At 67.9% G+C, this 20,541-nt stretch carries 14 protein-coding genes; 10 read left to right on the top strand and 4 right to left on the bottom strand.

Annotation, left to right across the window (positions count from 1 at the left end):
* Nucleotides 1–75: 75 nt before the first annotated feature.
* From H6G99_RS03715 to H6G99_RS03685, 7 genes are all read left to right on the top strand, one after another.
* Nucleotides 76–1,068: a glycosyltransferase family 2 protein gene (locus H6G99_RS03715; protein WP_190609965.1), complete on the top strand. Its 993-nt coding sequence runs from the start codon at nucleotides 76–78 to the stop codon at nucleotides 1,066–1,068.
* Nucleotides 1,069–1,133: 65 nt separating this feature from the next.
* Nucleotides 1,134–2,438, top strand: coding sequence for a glycosyltransferase family 4 protein (locus H6G99_RS03710; RefSeq protein WP_190609964.1), 1,305 nt, complete (start codon nucleotides 1,134–1,136; stop codon nucleotides 2,436–2,438).
* 7 nt (nucleotides 2,439–2,445) lie between these two features.
* On the top strand, nucleotides 2,446–3,726 hold the full coding sequence (locus tag H6G99_RS03705) for an MFS transporter (RefSeq protein ID WP_190609962.1): 1,281 nt from the start codon (nucleotides 2,446–2,448) through the stop codon (nucleotides 3,724–3,726).
* A gap of 55 nt (nucleotides 3,727–3,781) precedes the next feature.
* Nucleotides 3,782–5,923, top strand: a complete 2,142-nt coding sequence (ppk1, locus tag H6G99_RS03700; protein WP_286190979.1) for a polyphosphate kinase 1 — start codon at nucleotides 3,782–3,784, stop codon at nucleotides 5,921–5,923.
* A gap of 117 nt (nucleotides 5,924–6,040) precedes the next feature.
* Entirely contained in the window at nucleotides 6,041–7,066 is a 1,026-nt protein-coding gene (locus H6G99_RS03695) for a sigma-70 family RNA polymerase sigma factor (RefSeq protein WP_094586415.1), read from the top strand.
* Between the two features lie 20 nt (nucleotides 7,067–7,086).
* Nucleotides 7,087–7,758 (top strand): diacylglycerol/polyprenol kinase family protein, encoded by a 672-nt coding sequence (locus H6G99_RS03690; protein ID WP_094586417.1) that lies wholly within the window; start codon nucleotides 7,087–7,089, stop codon nucleotides 7,756–7,758.
* The gene (locus H6G99_RS03685) at nucleotides 7,758–9,221 is read left to right on the top strand and encodes a mechanosensitive ion channel family protein (RefSeq protein ID WP_190609959.1); all 1,464 of its coding nucleotides are present in this window, start codon (nucleotides 7,758–7,760) and stop codon (nucleotides 9,219–9,221) included. Before H6G99_RS03690 ends, H6G99_RS03685 begins: the two co-directional genes overlap by 1 nt.
* A gap of 11 nt (nucleotides 9,222–9,232) precedes the next feature.
* On the opposite strand, the gene H6G99_RS03680 is transcribed toward H6G99_RS03685, so the two are convergent.
* Entirely contained in the window at nucleotides 9,233–9,589 is a 357-nt protein-coding gene (locus tag H6G99_RS03680) for a hypothetical protein (RefSeq protein WP_094586421.1), read from the bottom strand.
* 148 nt (nucleotides 9,590–9,737) lie between these two features.
* Nucleotides 9,738–10,811, bottom strand: a complete 1,074-nt coding sequence (locus H6G99_RS03675; RefSeq protein ID WP_094586423.1) for a 3-deoxy-7-phosphoheptulonate synthase — start codon at nucleotides 10,809–10,811, stop codon at nucleotides 9,738–9,740.
* A gap of 190 nt (nucleotides 10,812–11,001) precedes the next feature.
* Here H6G99_RS03675 and acnB point away from each other — a divergent pair, with 190 nt between their 5' ends.
* A complete protein-coding gene (gene acnB, locus H6G99_RS03670) occupies nucleotides 11,002–13,602 on the top strand; it encodes a bifunctional aconitate hydratase 2/2-methylisocitrate dehydratase (RefSeq protein WP_502707670.1) in 2,601 nt (866 codons plus the stop codon).
* 7 nt (nucleotides 13,603–13,609) lie between these two features.
* Here acnB and H6G99_RS03665 read toward each other — a convergent pair whose 3' ends face one another.
* Nucleotides 13,610–14,068, bottom strand: a complete 459-nt coding sequence (locus H6G99_RS03665; RefSeq protein WP_190609955.1) for a thermonuclease family protein — start codon at nucleotides 14,066–14,068, stop codon at nucleotides 13,610–13,612.
* A gap of 50 nt (nucleotides 14,069–14,118) precedes the next feature.
* On the bottom strand, nucleotides 14,119–14,862 hold the full coding sequence (locus H6G99_RS03660) for a hypothetical protein (protein ID WP_190609953.1): 744 nt from the start codon (nucleotides 14,860–14,862) through the stop codon (nucleotides 14,119–14,121).
* A 444-nt stretch (nucleotides 14,863–15,306) separates the two neighbouring features.
* Here H6G99_RS03660 and H6G99_RS03655 point away from each other — a divergent pair, with 444 nt between their 5' ends.
* Nucleotides 15,307–17,016: a ShlB/FhaC/HecB family hemolysin secretion/activation protein gene (locus H6G99_RS03655; protein WP_190609951.1), complete on the top strand. Its 1,710-nt coding sequence runs from the start codon at nucleotides 15,307–15,309 to the stop codon at nucleotides 17,014–17,016.
* Complete coding sequence (locus H6G99_RS03650) at nucleotides 17,016–20,540, top strand: two-partner secretion domain-containing protein (protein ID WP_353617163.1); 3,525 nt, start codon at nucleotides 17,016–17,018, stop codon at nucleotides 20,538–20,540. Before H6G99_RS03655 ends, H6G99_RS03650 begins: the two co-directional genes overlap by 1 nt.
* Nucleotide 20,541 lies beyond the last annotated feature (1 nt).

Genomic DNA, 20,541 nt, shown 5'->3' with positions numbered 1-20,541 from the left:
CCGCCGGAAGCCAGGCGGGGCGCCAGGTGGTGTGCCAGGCGGTGTGCTGGGTGGTGCGCTGGGCACTGCGCCGACATGAAGCGGTCCGACCAGGCGCCCCTGGTGAGCGTCATCGTACCCAACTTCAACCACGGGGCCTTCCTGGGGGAGCGGCTGCGATCGATTTTCGACCAGACATTTCAGGACTTCGAGCTGATCGTTCTCGATGACGCCTCCCGCGACGATTCCCTCGCGGTGATCAGGGAGCGGCTCCAGGCCCATCCCCACCGGCTGGTCTGCAATGCGGTCAACTCAGGTCAGCCGTGCTCGCAATGGCTGAAGGGCATGGACATGGCCGCGGGGCGTTACATCTGGATCGCCGAATCGGATGACACCTGCGCACCGCTGTTTCTCGAACGGATGGTGACCCACCTCGAGAACGGCAGCGTGCTGGCGTACTGCCGCACCACCACGATGGATGCCACGGGCGATCCGATCGCCGACCAGAGTTTCTGGCCGGATCACTTCGACGCGGAGCGCTGGCAGCACTCCTTCACCCTCGAAGGGTCGCAGCTGTGTCGCACCTACATGGACCGGGGCAATGTCATCGCCAATGCCAGTGGCGTGGTGTTCCGCAAGCCCGATGCCGCGACCCTGGAGGCCCTCGGCCCGCTGACCGCCGGCCGGCGCTGCACCGGCGACTGGCTGTTCTGGAGCCACTACCTGATGCGGATGGGTGGCACCGTGGCCTTCGACGCCGAGGCCCTCTCCGGCTTCCGCTGTCACGACAAGACCACCCGCAGCACCGTCAGCCGCGGCCAGGAAAGACTCCGCTTCGCGGAATATTCCTCCGCCATCGCCTCGGTGCTGCGCATCACCCGGCCGAAGCCGGCCTGGCACTGGCATGCCGTGGCCACCAGCGGCGGCTGGGACTGGATTCTCTACGAATACCTCTGGCGCTACAAGCCATCGCTGGCCGAGAAGCTGCTGATCCGGATCCTGCACGGCCCCCTGCGCCTGGGGCTGTACGCGCGGCTGCTGCAGTCGCCGCAACTTCGCCGCCGCTACCTCCGCTGGCCCACCGGCTGAGGCGACACCACCGGGCCGGCCCGGTGGCCGCGACTATCGTTGGGCTCGGCAGCCCTGGGTGGTCATTGCGCGTCGCCTTTGCCCACTACAGCCAGGCGGATGACATCAGCGGCGTCACCACCTGGGTGCTGGGACTGGCCCGACGACTGGCGGCCGATGGTGTCAGCGTCGCCATCCATTTCGTGATCGCCCCCGGTGCAGGAAGCAGCGAAGGGAGCGCGGAAGGCCGTGGCGAACCGCCGCTGTTCAAGGCGCTGCGGCGCCAGGGCATCGAGGTGTTCGCCACGCCCAGGCGGGCCAGCCTCGAAGCGGACGCCCGGGACACCCTGGCCTTCCTCAACCACTGGCGGCCCACGGTGTTCCTGCCCCAGTGCAAGCCGGCCAACTACGCGGCGGCGGCCCAGGCCGGCCGCCGGGGGCTGCCCTGGGCGCTCACCCTGCATTCGGATGATCCCGACTACTGGGCGACCGTGGCGGCCTTCGGGGGCGCCCGCCAGGGCAGCGTCCTGGTCTGCGTGTCCCGCCACATCCGCGAGGCCTGCACCGCCAGGGGCATCGATCGGCCAGCCCGGGTGATTCCCTACGGCGTGCAGGTGCCGGCGACGGCGACGGACGTCCGCGCCGATCCCTTCCGGGTGGTGTTCAGCGGCAGGATCTGGGAGCACCAGAAGCGCGCCTCGCTGGTGATCCGGACGCTGATCCAGGCCTGCCGGTCGAAGGCCTCCATCCGCGCCACCCTGATCGGCGATGGCTATGCCCGGGCGGACTGTGAACGGCAGGTGGCCGAGGCCGGCCTCGCCGCGGCGATCGACTTCACCGGATCGCTGCCCCCCGAGCAGGTGAAGGCCCGGCTGCTGGATGCCCAGGCCATCCTGCTGATGTCCGACTTCGAGGGGCTGCCGATCGCCCTGCTGGAGGCGATGGCGGCCGGCGTGGTGCCCGTGGTGCGGCGCATCCCCAGCGGCATCCCCGAGCTGGTCGACGATGGGCGCACCGGCCTGCTGGTGTCGGAGGATCCCGAGGAGGCCGCCGCTGCCCTGGGGCGGCTGGCCGACGATCCCGCCCTCTGGCGGCGCTGCTCAACGGCGGCCCGGGAGCTCGTCAGCGGCCACTACAACGCCGACGCCAGCTACCTGCTGTGGCGCCGGCTGCTGGAGGAGCTCGATCAGCAGGGCAGGGCCGCCCCGTCCAGCCCCTACCCGATCCCCTGCCGCCGCATCGAGGGCCTGCGGGGGATCCCGCCCTCCTTCCATCAGGAGTACCGGGCCCCCCAATCCCGCTCCGCCGCCCTGCGGCAGGCCCTGCGCACGGCCGTCGCCAGGGCCAAGCACCGGATCAAGGGGGTCCTGGGCCGTCGCCGGAAGGGGTGACCCCGGCATGGGAGGGTGCAGGGAACCCCGGCGCCCGGCCGTGCGACTCTCGCGCCCCTCCACCCTCCTCTGCGCCTTCCTGACGCTGCTGAACGACCGGCTGGGGGAGAGCATCGTCTTCCCGCTGCTGCCGTTCCTGCTCGCGGACTTCACCACCGACGGCCGCACCCTGGGCCTGCTGGCCGGCAGCTACGCCATCGCCCAGTTCAGCTTCACCCCCCTGATCGGGGCCCTCAGCGACCGCTACGGCCGCAAGCCCGTGATCACCGCCTGCGTGGCCGGCTCGGTGCTGGGCCTGGGCCTGTTCGCCCTCACCGTGATCCTGCCCTGGAGCCGCCTCTGGCCCGAGGCCGCCGCCGCCGGCCTGCCCCTGGCCCTGCTGTTCGCCGCCCGCCTGATCGACGGGGTGAGCGGCGGCACCGCCGCCACCGCCGCGGCCGTGCTGGCCGACATCTCGACGCCGGAACGGCGGGCCCGGGCCTTCGGCCTGATCGGTGTGGCCTTCGGGCTGGGGTTCATCCTCGGCCCGGCCCTGGGCGGCCTGCTGGGCCGCATCAACGTGAGCCTGCCGCTGCTGCTCGCCGTGGGCTTCGCCGCGCTGAACCTGGTGGTGGTGGTGACCCTGCTGCCGGAAACCCATCCGCCCAACGAGCGGCTGCCCCTGCCCCGGGTCTGGGAGCTGCAGCCCTTCGGCCAGCTGCAGCGGGTGTTCGCCGATCCGAGGGTGCGCCGCCTCTGCGCCGCCTTCTTCCTGTTCTTCCTGGGGTTCAGCGGCTTCACCGCCCTGCTGGTGCTGTACTTCAAGCAGGCTTTCGGCTGGGGCCCGGGCCTGTCGGCGGGCGCCTTCCTGGTGGTCGGTGTGGTGGCCACGGTGGTGCAGGGGGGCCTGATCGGTCCGCTGGTGCAGCGGCTGGGGGAGTGGCGCCTCACCCAGATCGGCCTGGGCTGTGTCATGGCGGGCTTCCTGCTGGTGCCCCTGGCGGATCAGGGCAACGCCGTGCCCCTGGTGTTCACGGCGGTGGCGATCCTGGCCCTGGGCACCGGCCTGGTGACCCCCAGCCTGCGCAGCCTGGTGTCACGGCGCCTCGCCGACAGCGGCCAGGGCGCCGCCCTGGGCAGCCTGCAGGGACTCCAGAGCCTGGCCAGCTTCCTCGGCCCACCCCTGGCGGGGCTGGCCTACGAGACCATCGGCCGCCGCAGTCCGTTCTGGCTGGGGATTCTGCTGATGGCCGTCGTGGTGTGGCTGGTGGCGGCGGGATCCCACCGTCAAGCAGAGGCGACACCCTGACGGCGGGATCGCCATTGCTACCTTGCCTTTTCTGATGCTCGCGGAGCCCCGCCGTATGTCGTCGCAGCCGGTCGTCGCTCCCGATCTCTACATCAACCGCGAGCTGAGCTGGATTGAGTTCAACCGCCGGGTGCTGGCCCTGGCGCTTGATGAGCACACGCCGCTGCTGGAGCAGGCCAAATTCAGCGCCATCTTCAGCAACAACCTCGACGAATTCTTCATGGTGCGGGTGGCTTCGCTGAAGTCGCAGCTGGAAGCGGGGGTCACCGGCCGCAGCGACGACGGCCTGACGCCCCAGGAGCAGCTGGAGGCGATCCAGACGAAGCTGCGGCCCCTGCTGGAGATGCAGCAGCAGCACTACCGCCACTCCCTCAAGACCCATCTGGCCGAGTACGGGGTCCAGCTGCTCGACTATCTGCGGCTCAACGAGGCCCAGAAGGCCTGGGCCGACGACTACTTCCGCAAGGCGATCTTTCCGGTGCTCACCCCCCTGGCGGTGGACCCGGCCCACCCGTTCCCGTTCCTCAGCAACCTGAGCCTGAACGTGGCGGCCCTGATCCGCGACCCGGACACGGGCCGCCAGCAGTTCGCCCGGGTGAAGGTGCCCCAGAAGATCCTGCCGCGCTTCGTGCCGATCCCCACCGAGCTGAGCGGCGTCGTGCCCACGCCGGGCTACACGGCGGTTCCGCTCGAGCAGCTGGTGGCCTTCAACCTGCGCTGGCTGTTCCCCGGCATGACCATCGAGGGGCACTACTTCTTCCGGATCACCCGGGACGCCGACCTGGAGCTGCGGGATCTGGAGGCCGACGACCTGATGGAGGCCCTGCAGGAGGGCCTGCGCAAGCGCCGGGTGGGCGGCGAGGTGGTGCGGGTGGAGGTGGCCGACGAGATGCCCGAGGAGGTGGTGCACCTGCTGATGGAGGGCACCGACGTGGAGCCGGCGGACGTCTACCGCACCAACGGCCCCCTGGGCCTCGACGACCTGATGAGCCTGATGGCGATCCCCCTCAGCCAGCTGCGGGACGCCCCCCACAAGGGACGCACGGCGCCGGCCCTGGTGCGGGCCCAGCGCAGCCAGCTGGAGGACGGTTCGATCAAGCAGGAGGAGTTCGAGAGCATCTTCTCGGTGCTGCGGCGCGGCGACGTGCTGCTGCACCATCCCTTCGACCTGTTCTCCACCTCGGTGGAGGAATTCCTCAGCCAGGCCGCCGCCGACGCCTCGGTGCTGGCCATCAAGATGACCCTCTACCGCACGTCGAAGGATTCGCCGGTGGTGGCCTCCCTGATCCGCGCCGCCGAGAACGGCAAGCAGGTGATGGCCCTGGTGGAGCTCAAGGCCCGCTTCGACGAGGACAACAACATCCAGTGGGCCCGCCAGCTGGAACGCTCCGGGGTGCATGTGGTGTATGGCGTGCTGGGGCTCAAGACCCACACCAAGGTGCTGCTGGTGGTGCGGCGCGAGAAGGGATCCCTGCGCAGCTACGCACACATCGGCACCGGCAACTACAACTCCAAGACCTCCTCGCTCTACACCGACGTCGGTCTGCTGACGGCCCGGGAGGACTTCGGCCAGGATCTGGTGGAACTGTTCAACTACCTGACCGGATTCTCCAAGCAGCAGAGTTTCCGCAAGTTGCTGGTGGCGCCCGTCACCCTGCGCAAGGGGATGGAGGGGCTGATCCGGCGGGAGATCGACCATGCCAAGGCCGGTCGCGGTGGACACATCAAGGCCAAGATGAATGCCCTGGTCGATCCGGCGATCATCGCCCTGCTCTACGAAGCCTCGGCCGCCGGGGTGCGGATCGAGCTGATCATCCGGGGCATGTGCTCGCTGCGGCCCGGGCTCGAAGGGGTCAGCGAGGGCATCACGGTGATCAGTGTCATCGGTCGCTTCCTGGAGCATTCCCGGCTGTTCTGGTTCGCCAACGGCGGCCAGCCGGAGATGTTCTTCGGCAGCGCCGACTGGATGCCCCGCAACCTCGACCGGCGGGTCGAGGCGGTGGCGCCGATCGAGGACCCGAAGCTCCAGCAGCAGATCGAAGCCTTGCTTGAGCTTTACCTCACCGATACGGGCGCCTGGCACATGCACAGCGATGGACACTTTGCACAGCGTCAGCACTCCGGCGAGCCAAAACTGACCCAGAAGCTGCTGATGGAACGCTGGCGCGGCGGCCTCGTTCCGGAGGCCAAAGCGTAGCCAACACGACATAAGCAACTTCTTTCAGTCAAAATACATACAATCTTCCGCCGGATCCGGGTTTCAACCTTCCTGCGGTGCTACATTCCGGCCAAATTCATTCGGGAGCCTGGGGTGATGGGGACACCTCTGCATTCCGCCCTCTCGCTGCTGAAGAGCAGTGCAGAAGGGGCTTCGTCCAGCAGGACGAAATCCAGCGGCGGTTCAGTCAGTTCCAAGCCGACAGCCACAGCCAAGACCACGGCCCGCCAGGGGGGGCGCATCAGCGCCGACTCCATCGGTTGGTATCTCAGCACAATTGGCCGTGTGCCTCTTCTTACACCGGCTGAGGAAATCGAACTCGCCCACCACGTCCAGGCGGGCAAGAAGCTCCAGGCCCTCGTCGACGGTGAGCTCACCGCCCGCCAGAGGCGCCAGCTGCGCATGGGCCAGCGGGCCCGCGACCGCATGATGGCCGCCAACCTGCGGCTGGTGGTGAGCGTCGCCAAGAAGTATCAGAACCAGGGTCTCGAACTGCTCGATCTTGTCCAGGAAGGGGCGATCGGTCTGGAGCGGGCCGTCGACAAGTTTGACCCCGCCATGGGCTACAAGTTCTCCACCTATGCCTACTGGTGGATCCGCCAGGGCATGACACGCGCCATCGATAACAGCGCCCGCACGATTCGCCTGCCGATTCACATCAGCGAGAAGCTCTCGAAGATGCGGCGCATCACCCGCGAGCTCTCCCACCGGCTCGGGCGCCAGCCCAACCGGCTCGAGCTGGCCCATGCCATGGGCATGCAGCCGGAGGAGCTCGAGGAACTGATGACCCAGAGCGCCCCCTGCGCCTCCCTCGACGCCCATGCCCGTGGCGAGGAGGATCGCAGCACCCTGGGCGAGCTGATCGCCGACCCGGCCAGCAACGAGCACTTCGACTCGATGGACCGCCATCTGCAGAAGGAGCACCTCGGCGCCTGGCTCTCCCAGCTGAACGAGCGGGAACAGAAGATCCTGCGGCTGCGCTTCGGCCTTGAGGGCGCCGAACCGCTCACCCTCGCCGAGATCGGCCGCCAGATCAACGTCTCCCGCGAACGGGTGCGCCAACTGGAGGCCAAGGCGATCATGAAACTGCGCCTGATGAGCAACCTTCACCAGGCCGCCTGACCCAAGCTTCCCTGCTGGCGTTGGTCCTTCCACCGGAGCATGACGACCTGGCCCGGCTCACCGGTGTGCTGGCCGTGGCCCTCTGGCTGGCGCTGCTCAGCGCCGGTGCCCTGCTGCTGCGCCGCCGCTGGCCCGCTCAGCGGGAATGGAGCCGCAAGCTGGTGCATATCGGAGCCGGGCCGGTGGTGCTGATCGCCTGGGCCTTCGGTGTCGAACGGCTGATCGCCATACCCGCCGCCGCCGCCATCACCCTGCTGGCCGCCCTCAACCACCGGGTGCGGGTGCTGCCGGCGATCGAGGACGTGGACCGGCACAGCTACGGCACGGTCGCCTACGGCGCCTCGATCACCCTGATGCTGTGGCTCTGGTGGCCCGCCCACCCCGACACGGTGGCAGCGGGAGTGCTGGTGATGGCGTTCGGTGACGGCCTGGCCGGTCTGCTGGGCCCGCTGATCCCGTCACCGAGCTGGACGGTGTTCGGCGAGCGCCGCTCCCTGGCGGGCACCGCCGCCATGGGGATCGCCAGCCTGGTGGCGCTGCTGAGCCTGGGGCTGCTGGGCGGTGGCCCGGCGCCGGCCTCGATCGCCCTCATCGCCCTGGTGGCCACGGGGCTGGAGCAGTGGGCCCTGCTGGGCATCGACAACATCAGCGTGCCCCTGGCGGTGGCCGGGCTGTGGCGGGTGCTGAGCTGATGGGACCAATCGAGCGGATCCTCATCGGCCTGGCCCTGGCGGCGGTCCTGCTGGGGCTGCGGCTGGCCACCCGCCGCTTCCAGCTGCCGCCACCGCCCCTGCTGCTGCCGCTGGTGGCGGTGCTGCTGTGGGGCGTGATCGGCGGCACCGCCCGACCAGCCGGGGTGCAGTGGCTCGGCGCCGTCGACGAGCTGGCCACCGTCTACGCCCTGATCGCCCTGGTGGCCTGGCTGGCCCTGGAGTGCCCGGAGGCTCTGGGCTGGTGGCGACCCACCGCCAAGATCCTGCGGGACCTGCTGATGCTGGGCCTCTCGGCCCTGGCCACGGTGCTGGTGCTGCAGCGCCTCGCCAACCTCAACCTGGTGGGTCTGGTGACCACCTCGGCGGTGCTCACGGCCGTGATCGGCCTGGCGGCCCAGGAAACGCTCAAGGATCTGTTCGCCGGCATCGAGCTGCAGGTGGATCCGCCCTTCCGGGAGGGGGACTGGATCAGCGTCGGCGACGAGAGCGGCACGGTGGAGTCCCTGCATCTGATGAGCACCCGCCTGCGCCGCAAGGACGGCTCGACGGTGAACCTGCCCAACAACACGGTGGCGGACAACCCGATGCGGCGCTTCAGCCAGCACGAGCCGGTGGGGAACCGCTTCGAGATCGCCCTGGGCTACGAGATCCCGCCGGCCCGGGCGCGCCAGCTGCTGCTGCGGGTGATGGCCGAGAACCCCCTGGTGCTCGTCGACCCGGAGCCGGAGGTGCTGATCAGCTCCTACGAGGACTCCCGCATCCGCTACGAGCTGCAGGGGTACCAGCGGGGGCCCTCGGAGGGCGATCGGCTGCGGTTGCGCGGCGAACTGCTGGAGCAGATCTGGTACGCCCTGGAGCGCCAGGGCTGGGAGCTGCCCTACCCGGTGCGGGAGCTGAAGCGGCGCCAGACCCAGCGGGATCCGGCCCACCCCACCGGCGTGGATGCCTCGCTGACGGCCCAGCTGCTGCGGCGCAGCTGGCTGTTCGCCCAGCTGGACCCCGAACAGGTGAACCGACTCGCCTCGGAGGTGCGCTGCCTGCGCTTCGGCTCCGGCGAAACGATCGTGGCCGAGGGGGAGGAGGGCGTGGCCCTGTTCCAGGTGGTGGACGGCGAGGTGGAGGTGTTCAAGGCCGACGGTTCCCCCCTGGGGCGCTCGGTGGCCGTGCTGGGCCGGGATCTGATCTTCGGGGAGATGACCGTCTGCACCGGCGAACCCCGCACGGCCACGGTGCGCTCGCGGGGGGAATGCGTGCTGCTGGAGGTGGAGCGGGACGACTTCATGCCCCTGGTGGAGGACGACGCCGGGGTACTGGAGGCGCTGGCGGCGATCGTGGGCCAGCGGCGCTCGGAACTGGAGAAGCTCTCCTCACCGGATGCAGCCCGCCGCCAGACCTCGATCCTGGAGCGCATGCGCCACCTGTTCGGCCTCGAGGTCGACTGAGGGGACGCCGCTCAGGCCCTCAGGAGCTGCTCGCAGCGGAGCTCCCAGTCGCGCTGGGTGCCGATGCCGGCCACCAGCAGCCGCTCGGCCGGCTCCTCCCGCAGCCGCAGCTGCCACTGGCGGATCACATCGGCCCGCTCCATCCAGACATCGATCACCAGACGCTGGATGGCCTCGCCGTCCCAGCAGCGGCCCCGGGCCGTGTCGAGGGCCCAGTCCAGCAGGTCATCGAGCTGGAAGGGGCGGAAACCGCCGTAGATCGGGCCGGGGGCGGGTGGGCCGCCGGAGGGGGAGGCGACGGATTTCTGCTCGAGATAGAACAGCTGCAAGGGGTCGGACAACCCGCAGAACTGCAGGAGATAGGTCATCAGCGTCCCACCACGATCTTGCTGGCCCCAAACGTACCCAGGGCACGCCAGTCAGCTGTTCACCAGGAACACTCTGTTGCAGAAGATCGGATCAGCACTCTCACCTTTCGAGTGCTGATTGTCCTGCCTTGGAGAAGACCAGAGCCCTTCAGGCCAGGGCCAGACTGCGGGCCTGGGCCTGGCGCACCGCTTCGGCCAGCTCGACGAGCAGATCCAGGGTGGTGGGCAGATCGATGCAGGCATCGGTGATGCTCTGGCCGTAGGTGAGCGAGTCCAGGTCGGCGGAGATCTTCTGATTTCCCTCCACCAGATGGCTCTCCAGCATCACCCCCATCACGTGGACGGACCCGCCCCGCACCTGCTCGGCCACCTGGCGCAGCACCTCCCCCTGGCGGCGGTAGTCCTTGTTGGAGTTGCCGTGGCTGCAGTCCACCATCAGCCGGGCCGGCAGGCCGTCCTTGGCCAGCAGGGCCGCCGCCGCCTCCACAGCCTCGGCGTGGTAGTTGGTGCCGCTCTTGCCGCCGCGCAGCACCAGGTGGCCATCCGGGTTGCCGGTGGTGGACACGATCGCGGCCTGGCCCTCCCTGTTGATGCCCAGGAAATGGTGGGGCCGGGCGGCCGCCTCCATGGCATTGATGGCGGTGGCGGCGCTGCCGTCGGTGCCGTTCTTGAAGCCGATCGGCATCGACAGGCCCGAGGCCATCTCCCGGTGGGTCTGGCTCTCGGTGGTGCGGGCGCCGATGGCGGTCCAGCTGATCAGGTCGGCGAGGTACTGGGGCACCACCGGATCGAGCACCTCGGTGGCCGCCGGCAGGCCCAGCTCCGCCAGGTGCAGCAGCAGGGAACGGGCCCGGCGCAGGCCGGTGTTGATGTCGTAGCTGCCGTCGAGGTGGGGGTCGTTGATCATCCCCTTCCAGCCCACGGTGGTGCGGGGCTTCTCGAAGTAGACCCGCATCACGATCTCCAGCTCGTCCCGATGGCGGCGCTGGGCCTGGGCGATGGCTTCGGCGTACTCCCGGGCGGCGGCCACGTCGTGGACCGAGCAGGGGCCGACGATCACGAGCATCCGCTGGTCGCCGGCGTGCAGGATGGCCTTGATCCGTTCCCGGGCCTGCTGCACGGTGCGGGCCGCCTGCTCCGACAGGGGCAACTCCGCATGCAGCACCGCCGGCGGCACCAGCGGCCGGGTTTCCACCACGTGGAGATCGGAGGTGGGGATCATGCGCGGCGGCCGGCGGGGATTGGTCAGACCCCTCAGCCTACGAACTGGCGGCACCGATGCCAGCGCCGACTTCTGCAGCCGTCGTCACCAGAGGGCGGACCCGCGGGGAAGAACAATGGAAGGGATGCCCATGCGGTCCTGCGTCCATATGTCCGTCTCCCCGAGCTCCGCCCCCCTGTCGGCCTCCGAACTGCTGCCCAGCTACCGGGAGGCCGCCGCGGCCCGCGAGGCCCTTGGCGTGCCGCCCCTGCCGCTCACCGCCCCCCAGGCCCAGGCCCTCACCCAGCTGCTGGAGCAGCCACCCGCCGGCGAGGAGGCCTTCCTGCTGCACCTGCTGAGCGAACGGATTCCGCCGGGGGTGGATGAGGCCGCCTATGTGAAGGCGGGCTGGCTGAGTGGGATCGCCAAGGGAACGGCCACCAGCCCCCTGGTGAGCCCCCTGGAGGCCACGCGCCTGCTGGCCACCATGATCGGCGGCTACAACGTCGGCGCCCTGATCGAGCTGCTCTCCTGCCCGGAGGCCGCCGTCGCCGAAGAGGCCGCCCGGGGGCTGAGCCGCACTCTGCTCGTGTACGACGCCTTCCACGACGTGCTGGAGCTGGCCGAGACCAACCCCCTGGCCCGCCAGGTGGTGGACAGCTGGGCGGCGGCGGAATGGTTCCACGCCCGGCCGCCCCTGCCGGAGGCGATCACCGTCACGGTCTTCAAGGTGACCGGGGAAACCAACACCGACGACCTCTCGCCGGCCACCCACGCCACCACCCGGCCCGACATCCCCCTGCACGCGATGGCGATGCTGGAGACGCGGATGCCGGAGGGGCTGGCCCTGATCGCCGAGCTGAAGGCGAAGGGCCACCCGCTCGCCTACGTGGGCGATGTGGTGGGGACGGGCAGCTCGCGGAAATCCGCCATCAACTCGGTGCTCTGGCACATCGGCACCGACATCCCCCACGTGCCCAACAAGCGCAGCGGCGGGGTGGTGCTGGGCAGCAAGATCGCGCCGATCTTCTTCAACACCGCCGAGGATTCCGGCGCCCTGCCGATCGAGTGCGACGTGAGCGGGCTCAGCAGCGGCGACGTGATCACGATCCGGCCCCACGCCGGCACGATCGAGCGGGCCGCGGGCGAGCCGGGGGCCGGGGAGGTGGTGGCCCGTTTCGAGCTCAAGCCCAGCACCATCGCCGACGAGGTGCGGGCCGGCGGCCGCATCCCCCTGCTGATCGGCCGCTCGCTCACCGACAAGGTGCGGCTGCAGCTGGGCCTGCCCCCCTCGGAGGCCTTCATCCGGCCGGTGGCCCCGGTCGACACGGGCAAGGGCTTCACCCTGGCCCAGAAGATGGTGGGCAAGGCCTGCGGCCTGGCGGGCGTGCGCCCCGGCACCAGCTGCGAACCGCTGATGACCAGCGTCGGCAGCCAGGACACCACCGGGCCGATGACCCGCGACGAGATGAAGGAGCTGGCCTGCCTGGGCTTCTCCGCCGATCTGGTGATGCAGAGCTTCTGCCACACCGCCGCCTACCCCAAGCCGGTGGATCTGAAGACCCACGCCGAGCTGCCCGACTTCATCAGCTCCCGGGGCGGCGTCGCCCTGCGGCCCGGCGACGGCATCATCCACAGCTGGCTCAACCGCATGCTCCTGCCGGACACGGTGGGCACCGGCGGCGACAGCCACACCCGCTTCCCCCTCGGGATCTCCTTCCCGGCCGGCTCCGGCCTGGTGGCCTTCGCCGCCGCCATCGGCGCCATGCCCCTCGACATGCCGGAGTCGGTGCTGGTGCGCTTCTCCGGTTCGCTGCAGCCCGGCGTCACCCTGCGGGACGTGGTCAACGCCATTCCCTACGTGGCCATCCAGCAGGGCCTGCTGACGGTGGAGAAAGCCGGCAAGAAGAACATCTTCAGCGGCCGGATCATGGAGATCGAGGGGCTCCCCGACCTGAAGCTGGAGCAGGCGTTCGAGCTCACCGACGCCACCGCGGAACGCTCCTGCGCCGGCAGCACGATCAAGCTGAGCGTCGAGACGGTCAGCGAATACCTGCGCAGCAACGTGGCGCTGCTGAAGAACATGATCGCCCGGGGCTACAGCGATGCCCGCACCATGGCGCGGCGGATCAAGGCGATGGAGGCCTGGCTGGCGGATCCGGTGCTGATGGAGGCCGATGCCGACGCCGAGTACGCGGCGGTGATCGACATCAACCTGGACGAGCTGAGCGAGCCGATCCTGGCCTGCCCCAACGACCCGGACAACGTCAAGCTGCTGAGCGAGGTGGCGGGCGACCGGATCGATGAGGTGTTCATCGGCTCCTGCATGACCAACATCGGCCACTACCGCGCCGCCGCCACGGTGATGGACGGGGCCGGCACCAGCGCCGCCCGTCTGTGGGTGTGTCCCCCCACCCGCATGGACGATGAGGTGCTGCGGGCCGAGGGCTACACCGCCAAGTTCGAGACCGCCGGCGCCCGCATGGAGCTGCCCGGGTGCTCCCTGTGCATGGGCAACCAGGCCCGGGTGGAGGACAACACCACCGTATTCTCCACCAGCACCCGCAACTTCAACAACCGCCTCGGCAATGGCGCCCAGGTGTACCTGGGCAGCGCCGAACTGGCGGCGGTGTGCGCCCTGCTGGGGCGCATCCCCAGCCCGGCCGAGTACCTGGAGATCGCGGCGGCCAAGATCGATCCCCTCTCCGACCAGCTCTACCGCTACCTCAACTTCGACCAGATCGACGGCTTCGAGGATGCCGGGCGGGTGGTGAGCGTGGAGGAGGAGGAGAAGGTGCTGGCGGAGGTCTGAGCTACCCCTATCGGGTTCCCGGCGATGGCCTCCAGAGTCCAAGTCGCATGGCTTGGGCTCTCATCTCCGCCTCGTGGTAGATCTCCTGATTGCATGGGCTCGCGGCCTGGCGATCCAGCGCCGCCATGCCGACCTGCACCAGGCTCAGGTTGATCGGCACCCTCGAACCAACGGGAGTGATCTCCGCCAGCTCGACGCCGTCAGCGGCCTTGCTGCGCGTCGAGAGCGTCACCCAGGCACCGGGCTGGAGCAGGGCCTCCAGGGCGGCCTTGGCGGCCAGGCCCGAGCTGCTCTGTGGGAGTTGTGGGGGCCGGAGGCAGGCCAGCCGCACCTTGAACGGATCGCCGTAGGGGGTGACGACGATCGTGTGGCCATCCAGCACCTTCACGACCCGGACGTCGTCAGCGGGAGGAGGGGGAATGGCGAGGACCGGAGCCCCCGTCATCGAAAGGAGCAGGGCGGACACACCAACCAACGGGAGATTCACGGCGCCATCCCTCCCCACGGGCTGGGGCCTCAACCCCCAACCACCAGGGCGTCGACAATCTCGTAGCGCTCGAAGTTCTCCCCAAGCAGCAGCACCGACACATCGCCGCGCCGCTGCACCGAGAGCTTCTCGGGCTGATCGGAAGCGACAGCCTTGCCCTTCACGAACAGGAACTGACGCTTCTGGCCCTCGGGGTTCATCACCACCACCGTGGCGCTGTTGTTGGCCCGGCGGATCACGGAGGCCTTGCACCGGGCGGCCTTGCCGCTGCTGCCGGACCCACAGGGCACCTCCGCAGAGGCGTGGTACGGCGTGCCGGGGATCAGGGCATCGAGGGACGCGGGCACGGGGGCGAGGGGAGCACCACTGATCCCCACCTTGAGGCTGTAGGTGCTGGATTCATTGCGGCGCGCCGCCGGCCGCATCAGATACACCCTCACCCTGACATCGCCATCGCTGGGCAAAGGCCCACGGAAGCGATTCCCGGAGCTGCTGCCGATGAACAGGGCGGTGTCGGTTCCGGCCGCAATCACATTGAAGTAGTTCTGTGGGTTGGAACCCTTGAGTTCCACGGTCAGGGTCTGACCGGCGCCGGCCCGCAGGTTGTAATCGATGGTCTGGTCGCCCTTGAGTTGGCCCTTCAGCAGGGTGGAATCAGCTCCGGCTCGAAACGTGACCCTCTGGCTCTCGATCGCGCTCTGGGCTTGCCCAACCCCGGCCGGAATGCTGATCGCCAGAAGACCAGCAGCAACACAGGCGACGGGAGTACGCATTGGTTCCCTAGGCGAGAAACTGAGGGGATCCTACCTGGGAGGGTTGCCCAGACCAGGGTCGACGACTACATCCATAGGGACCATTCTTCACGTCTCTTCGTATGGATCTGGTGTACACCTTCCATTCAAAGGCAGGGACGGCCATCAGGATCCTGTCAATGCTTCGGCTCTCCAGCCAATGCCTTGCAGAAGCTCTCTCAGGCATGACCAGAATCTCCGGCCATCGGGAACTTCTCTCTGGCCATGACGATGTCGACCAGGGCCTTAGAAATACGTCCTTCCGATGGAACTCAGGGCAGCACCCTACCAATCCATTCACAGCCCAACTTTTAGGTCGCCAAGGACTAGACGGAGAACAGAAGGCAGGACAGTGTGCTAAAGTAAATCGATAAGGAGTAGAATTACCGGTAAATGGGTCGGTGCAACATTAAACTTGGGGCTTGCTTGCTGCTGGCCCTGGCAAGCACCGGAGGCGATGCCTGGGCTCAGTCGCTCCCCTCCGGTGCCATCCAGCGTTACGAGCGGGACCAGCGCCTGCGCGACACCCTCGATGAGCAGAACCGTCGCCAGCTGGAGCAGCTCAACAAGCCGCAGCTCCCCGAACAACCCGTCCAAGAGAAAGAGCCACTGCCGGAAACTCTGCCTGACTTCTCCTACAGCAGTGTGAGCTTTGAAGGGGTGTCGGTGCAGTGGAAGGGCCAGCTCGAAACCCTGGCCGCTCCCTATCTGAACCGTCCCGTCAGCCTGCGCGACCTGGAAACTCTGCGCATCGCCATTCGCGACGCCTATCGCTCCCGTGGCCTGCTCGCTCTGGTGCGGATCGATCCGAGCGGCCCCAAAGGTGGTCCGCTCATGATCACCGTCACAGAGGCGCGCATGGGGGAGGTCAAGATTGATTCCACTGTGCCGCATCACCTCAACGACGGCATCGCCAAGGCCACGATCAGGGCCTCCGTGGCCCGGGGCAGTCTGCTGCGTCTCGACAAACTCACATCCGCCCTGCTCAAGCTCAACGATCTGGCGGGGGTGCAGGTGCGCTCCAGGCTCCAGCCGGGATCCGAGACCGGCACCACCGACGTGGTGCTCAGCGTCTTCGACACCGATCGCTTCAGCGGCGAGCTCAATATCAACAACGAGATCAACCGTTTCCTTGGCAGTGTTGACGTTGATCTGACGCTCACGGGTTCGAATCTGCTGGGTCGAGGCGAGCGGACTTCTCTCGAGGGGAGCTGGTGGGGCAACAGCTCCGGCACGGGTAACTGGGTGGGATCGCTGAACTTTGCACTTCCCGTCACACCCGATGGCGGGCAACTGAATCTCTACGCCAACTACAACAGGTATCGGCTTCTTGATGAACTCTTCAGTGCTGACATCAATGGCAGAACTGGCAATATTAGGCTCGGCTTTCAGCAACCGTTGTGGCGACGGCCCAAGCAATCACTCTGGGGCTCCTTAAGCGCGGAGTACAACAGCTACATCGACAGAATCCAACGGACGGAGGTCCGCGACAGGGACAGCCAGGTGCTTCGGCTCTCCCTGATTGGCCAGAAGCAGGATGCGATACTCGGCACCGGCCTAAATACAGCCTTGCTTCAGTACAGCCTTGGCAATCTGGATCGCTCCGGCAACAGCAATGATCTGTTTCTCGATGCCCTGACCGCCAACACCGATGGTGGCTTCAACAAGGTGGGGCTGGTGTACAGCCGCTATCAGGTCTTCTCCGATCGCTGGCAGGCCAAGGTGTTCATCCAGGCCCAGAAAGCTTTCAACAATCTTGACGGTGCCGAAAAGATGTCCCTCGGCTATCCCAATGGTGTGCGGGCCTATCCACCGGGAGAAGCACCCGGGGATAGCGGCTTCAGTGGCCAGTTTGATCTCATCTACCGTGCATCTCCGCTGCTGTCTTTTGTGGCGTTCATCGATGCCGGTTACATCTGGCGCTGGAACACTCCCTTCACCGATGCGCTGCAGCCCAATTCCTTTGGCCTGGCCGGAACGGGCGTGGGGGTGGATCTGGGCACCTCCGGTGACTGGCTTCTCTCCCTGAAGGTCGGCTTCCCCATCGGCAACAACCCTGGCAGCCTTGATAACACCGATGCTGACGGCTTCAACAAGGGAGCCAGGGTGTGGGGTTCCCTGCGGTGGTGGTTCTGATGAAACGCGCCGATCCAACCGTCCCGACCACCTTGCAGGCCCTCCTCTGGCGCCTGTCACACGCAGGGATGGTGGCACTGACGCTGGCCCAGTCCAGCTCGCCGCCGATGGCCCGCGCCCAGGTGCTGCCCACCAGTCCCCAGCAGGTGGGCAGCGGGGCCCATACCGTGACCACCTCAGGGAGCACCCTCACCGTCACCACCCCTGGCCGGGCGGTGATCAGCTGGGGCAGCTTCAACATCGGCCCCGGTGGCACGGTCGATTTCCAGAACCAGGGAGCGGTTCTCAATTACGTGCGCGGTGGTGGCGGTGCCTCACGGCTTGATGGGGTGCTCAGGGCCATCAACCCTGTGGTGTTGATCAACAACCAGGGCATCACGGTGGGCTCCACCGCCTTGATTTCCGTGCCCAGCATCCTGCTCAGCACGGGCACGCTCGCTGCCGGAGCTGAGCAGCGGTTCCTTTCGGGCGAGGTCTATGGCCCTGGCCTGAATGCCCCGTTGATCAGCATCGTCATGGCCGATGGGGATGGCCCCATCCAGGTGGATGGCACCATCCGATCCACCAACGGAGGCGGCATCGCCATGGTGGCTCCCTCGGTGAGCGTGGGTCCAACGGCAGCGATCTTCACCAGGGGCACCCGCAGCGCAGCCACCGGAACAGATGGGGTCAACACCACCGTCAATGGGGTGCAGCCTGAAGGTTCCCTCTGGATCGGCACCACCGGGTTGCCGACCAACACCTTCACGGCGGCCCCTGGCCTGCCCACCGGCTTCGGGTTCATCCAGATCAGTGGCAGGCCCTCTCCCCAACGGGCGACCCTTTCACTCCAGGCCACCTACGACCTGGAGCGCTTCGTGATCAGCACCTCCGGGGCCAAAGCCGGTCAGTTCAACGATCTCTTCTTCTCCCCGAACTTCCGGGCAGCTGATTTCTACGTCTATGACGGCATCGAGGCGATCGAGGAGGGGCATCGGGAAAGCACCAATGGGGGCTCCCTCAAGCGCCGTCTGACGCATACCGACGCCCAGGGCAACCTTGTCGCCGAAGAACGAGACGAGGCCAGCGTCCTTGGCCTGACGTTGCCAGCCGGGGCCGTTCTCCTGAATGCCGATGGTGTTCGTGTCGACCAGACCTCAGGCAAGCTCACCTCCGGAACGCTCACGGTTCAGCCCGGTTCGACAGCACTCACGAACCCGGATTTCGTTGACCAGTTCGGCACCGGCCCCCTGAAGGTCACGATCGACGGCGGCGCCTCATCGGTGGTCGGCAGCAATGGCGTCAAGGCGCCCTACAACCCGCAAACGGGAGTGATCACCTGGGACAAGACGATTCCCGGAACTCCCACCACCCAGATGGTGCTCGTTCCCGGCGGATCGTTCACGATCAATCAGGGGCAGACGAATCCAGGATTCACCAGGCCCCAGGAAGCCGGAACCAGCCAGCAATTCGTGAGCCAGGAGGGGTATTACTATCACGGTCATAACGGCCAGTACGCTGGGACAAGGCCCTGCAGTGGCTGCCGTTATGTGAACCCCACCACCGGTGAAGTGACCTACTGGAAAGGGCACTTCACCACCGACAGCAACGGCCGTCCGCAGTTCACCACCACCGGCAGTTTGCCTCCCACCCATGTGCTTTACATGGTGGGAGGTCGGACTTACGTGACCGACGCGTCAAGTTTCAACCCCCAGACCACACCGAAGAATCCACCAACCCAGGTGGTGAGACCGCCGATTTACCAGCAGGTCACCACGCCGGGCACTCCCACCGTGGTGCAGCTCCAGCAGGCACTTCCCCTGGCGGGCCAGGCCTCGATTCCCCAGGGTTCAGGCACGTCCACATGGCAGCGGCCAACTCCGCCCATGCCGCAGCCCACAGCCGCTCCCAATCCCCAGACGGGTGTTCCGATTCTGGCTCCGATGCTGGTGCCGCAGCAGACACAGCAGATCCCGACGGTTGGACCCACGCCGGCACCCACCCGGATGCCTGTGCCGCAGCCGACCATCGCGCCGCAGCCCACCGCCGCTCCCAATCCCCAGACGGCTGTTCCGATTCTGGCTCCGACACTGGTGCCGCAACAGACACAGTTGACCCCTACGGCTGGGCCGACGCCGGCACCAACCCGGATGCCCGTACCGCAGCCGACCATCGCGCCGCAGCCCACCGCCGCTCCCAATCCCCAGACGGCTGGTCCGATTCTGGCTCCGACACTGGTGCCGCAACAGACACAGCTGACCCCTACGGCTGGACCGACGCCGGCACCAACCCGGATGCCCGTGCCGCAGCCGACCATCGCGCCGCAGCCCCTGCTCACGCCGACGATGGCGCCGGCGCAGCTGCCGCCTCAGCCCACCACTGCGCCGCAGCCTGTCCTCACGCCAACGATGGCGCCGAGCAAGCTGCCGCCTCAGCCCACGACCGCGCCAAAGCCCCTGCTCACGCCGACGATGGCGCCGGCGCAGCTGCCGCCCAAGCCCACCAACGCGCCGCAGCCTGTCCTCACGCCAACCATGGCGCCTGGGAAGCTCCCGCCTCAGCCCACCACTGCGCCGCAGCCTGTCCTCTCGCCAACAATGGCGCCGAGCAAGCTGCCGCCTCAGCCCACCACCGCGCCGCAGCCTGTCCTCTCGCCAACAATGGCGCCGAGCAAGCTGCCGCCTCAGCCCACCACCGCGCCACAGCCCCTGCTCTCGCCGACGATGGCGCCGGCGCAGCTGCCGCCCAAGCCCACCAACGCGCCGCAGCCTGCCCTCACGCCAACCATGGCGCCTGGGAAGCTCCCGCCTCAGCCCACCACTGCGCCGCAGCCTGCCCTCTCGCCAACCATGGCGCCGAGCAAGCTGCCGCCTCAGCCCACCACCGCGCCACAGCCCCTGCTCACGCCAACCATGGCGCCTGGGAAGCTCCCGCCTCAGCCCACCACTGCGCCGCAGCCTGTCCTCTCGCCAACCATGGCGCCGAGCAAGCTGCCGCCTCAGCCCACCACCGCGCCGCAGCCTGTCCTCACGCCGACCATGGCCCCGGCGCAGGTGCCGCCCAAGCCCACCACCGCACCACAGCCCCTGCTCACGCCGACCATGGCGCCCGGGAAACTGCCGCTCCAGCCCACGACCGCACCGCAGCCTGTCCTCACGCCGACCATGGCACCTGGGGAAGCGTCTCCACAGCCGGCACTGGCGCCCCAGCCCTCCAGTGCTGCACAGCCGGTGCTCCGACCCATCAGCCCAGGCGAGTTGCTGCCGACCTCTGGGGTGCGGCCCGTTCCTCGCGCCGATTCCTTCAGTTACCAGATCCCTAAGGGGTTGATCGAGGAACGGATTCCCGGTGCCATCCCAGAGAAAAGCCGCGCTCGCCTGGCGGACGGACGTGCCCTGCCACCGGGAGTCGACTTCGACGCCTTCAGCCAGACGTTCGAGATCAGGGGCTACGGCAAGATCACGCTGCCACTCGACGTGCTGCTCACCGTGCCGACCCGCAGCGGCACGCCCGGCTCGTTCACGCTCACCATCGGCAAACCCTGAA

The organism is Synechococcus sp. FACHB-909 (genome assembly GCF_014698945.1).
In the GTDB taxonomy this organism is placed as follows: domain Bacteria; phylum Cyanobacteriota; class Cyanobacteriia; order PCC-6307; family Cyanobiaceae; genus Cyanobium.
This window is presented reverse-complemented; position numbering and strand designations above follow the sequence as displayed.